The 2,701-nt window shown below is 67.0% G+C and carries 2 protein-coding genes; both read left to right on the top strand.

The annotated features are described in order from the left end of the window. The first annotated feature begins 265 nt into the window (after nt 1-265). Entirely contained in the window at nt 266-1,117 is an 852-nt protein-coding gene (locus tag I8N66_RS37075) for a site-specific integrase (protein ID WP_291165515.1), read from the top strand. 6 nt (nt 1,118-1,123) lie between these two features. Beyond that, nucleotides 1,124-2,335 (top strand): IS91 family transposase, encoded by a 1,212-nt coding sequence (locus I8N66_RS37070; protein ID WP_291165513.1) that lies wholly within the window; start codon nt 1,124-1,126, stop codon nt 2,333-2,335. The last annotated feature ends 366 nt before the right edge of the window (nt 2,336-2,701 follow it).

The following is a 2,701-nucleotide window of genomic DNA, read 5'->3' as shown; positions in this document are numbered from 1 at the left end:
TGTCCGCCAAGACTAGAGAAGCCTATACGGGCCTTTTCCATTGGGGCAGCGGCTCGGTGGTGATGAGTACCGCTGCCACTATCTCAGAGCCTCATCCTCTATCTCCTGTTGAACTAAACCGCTTCGCGGTGGAGGAGTGATGCCGCCGCCGTCTGCTTACTCCACATGAACTGATCGATTCGCGCGCGGCAGTTGCGCGGCGGGCGTGGTGTGCCAGCGTACTGACGCAGGGGCTGTCCCTGCGTTCTGTGCAAGGAGTCACCTCATGAGCGCCTTACGCAAGCGAATGGAAGCGGACATGGTCGTGCGCAACCTGGCGCTGCGCACGCGTGAGTCGTATGTCGAGGCGGTGCGCGGCATAGCGAAGTATTACAAGCGCAGCCCCGACACGCTGACCGAAGGCGAAGTCCAGCGCTATCTGCTGCACCTGATCGAGGAGCGCAAGCTCGCCTGGAGCAGCGTGAACGTGGCGGTGAGCGGGCTGAAGTTCCTGTTTGAGGTCACCCTCAAGCGCAAGGGTGTCGAGTTTGCCATCCCGCGGCCGCATCAGCCGCAGAAGCTGCCGCAGGTGCTCTCGCGCGAGGAGGTGATGCGCATCATCGATGCCGCGGCCAATCCGCGGCATCGCGCGGTTCTGATCACGATCTACGCGGCCGGATTGCGATTGTCGGAGGCGTGCCGGCTCAAGGTGAGCGACATCGATTCGGAGCGCATGACGCTGCGCATCGAGCAGGCGAAGGGGGCGAAGGACCGCTATGCGCTGCTCTCGCCGAAGCTGCTCAAGGAGCTGCGCACGTATTGGGCGGCCTACCGGCCGAAGGACTGGCTGTTTCCGAGCACGCGCGATGCGGGGCTGCCGCTGGCCAGCACCACGGTGCAGCGCATCTTCTATCGCGCGCGCGATTGCGCCGGCGTCACCAAGCGCTGCGGCATCCACGGCCTGCGCCACGCCTTCGCTACGCACATGCTCGAAGGCGGCGTGGACGTGCACACGATTCAGCGGCTGATGGGACACGGCGATCTGGGTACCACGACCCGCTACTTCCACCTGGCACGCCACCATCTGGCGCAGACACCCTCGCCGCTGGAGCTGAAGGAGCGCAAGCCGCCGCGCTGAGCGGCCGTGGACACACGGCCCACGGCCGGCGATGCGCGCGCGCCGCCGCGGCGGCTCGAACTCGCCGACGTCGTGCGCGCCCATGGCGCCGCCGCGTGCGCCGGGCGCCGGCTCGCGCCGGTGCAGTATCGCGCCTTGCGCGCGATCGCGGCCTGTCGCACCCCGGCGCTGGGCGGGCAGCTCGCGCAGTGCGACGCCTGCGGCGCGGTGCGTTACCTGTATCACTCGTGCCGCAACCGGCATTGTCCGAAGTGCCAGACGCTCGCGCGCGAGCGCTGGCTCGCCGCGCGCCGTCGCGAGCTGTTACCGGTGCCGTATTTCCATCTGGTTTTCACCTTGCCCCATGAGCTCAATCCGCTCGTTCAGGCGCAGCCGGCCGCACTCTACGGCATGCTCTTCGCCGCGGTGTCGGCGACACTGCTGGAATTCGGCGCCAACGCCCGCTGGCTCGGCGGCGAGATCGCCGCCACCCTCGTGCTCCACACCTGGGGACAGAACCTGAACCAGCACGTGCACCTGCACTGCCTGGTGGCGGCCGGCGCGCTCCACCCCGACGGCCACTGGATCCACGCTCGGCGCGGCTTCCTCTTCCCGGTGCAGGCGCTCTCGCGCGTGTTTCGCGGCAAGTTCGTGCACGCGCTCGAGCACGCCTTCGCGCACGGTACGCTGCCGCTCGCGCAAGGCGATACGACAGCGGCGGGAGCGCCGCAGCAGCTCCTCGGCGCGCTGCACGCTCGGCCATGGGTCGTCTATGCCAAACGGGCCTTCGGCGGCCCCGAACAAGTCCTCGATTATCTCGGCCGCTACACCCACCGCGTGGCGATCTCGAATGACCGGCTCTTGAGCTGCGACGAAGCCCGCGTGAGATTCCGCTATCGCGATTACAGCCACGGCAATCGTCGCAGGGTGATGTGCCTGGAACCGACCGAGTTCCTGCGCCGCTTCCTGCTGCACGTGCTGCCCAAGGGCTTCATGCGTATCCGCCACTACGGACTGCTCGCCAATCATGGCAAGTGCTCCAAGCTTACGCGGGCGCGCCAGGCGCTCGCCACGCCGGCGCCGGCGCCCGCGCCCGCCGCGCCGGCGAAGACCGAGACGCTCGGCGCGTTCTGGCTGCGCGTGGCACGCATCGACATCGAACGCTGCCCGCACTGCACCGCCGGACGTATGCGCATCATCAGCCGGCTCGCGGCCATACCCATTCCCGTGCCGCCATGACGCCCGCCAGCGCTGCCGCACGCATCGCTATGGCCGCCACCGTATTGCGCACGCAAGGCCCACGTGCGTGCGCAACGCCCACGTTGACCGATCGCAAACGCTTCGCCATAGTTCTCACCCATGTCCCAGACGATCATCCCGCACCGCCGGAGCGTGCTGCCGACAGCGCGTCGGTCGTCTGTGCGTCAACGCGGTGTGGCTCGCGCTGCCGTGCGCCGTAGAAATTCCAGGCAGTCTCTCACTGACACAGCGGTTCAGTTCAACGGGTTTTATCCACCATGCTGCCGCATGGCGGATCAAAACCTTCTTCGTTGGCGACTAATCGTGCCCGAGTAGATTCTCAATGCGACTCATCAGTGCTTCGTC

This window comes from Ensifer sp. SSB1 (genome assembly GCF_016652895.1).
Taxonomy (GTDB): Bacteria; Pseudomonadota; Alphaproteobacteria; order Rhizobiales; family Rhizobiaceae; genus Ensifer.
This window is presented reverse-complemented; position numbering and strand designations above follow the sequence as displayed.

Excerpts from the sequence above, each read along its gene's own strand:
- I8N66_RS37075 (WP_291165515.1), top strand. The coding sequence starts at position 266 with ATGAGCGCCTTACGCAAGCGAATGGAAGCGGACATGGTCGTGCGCAAC.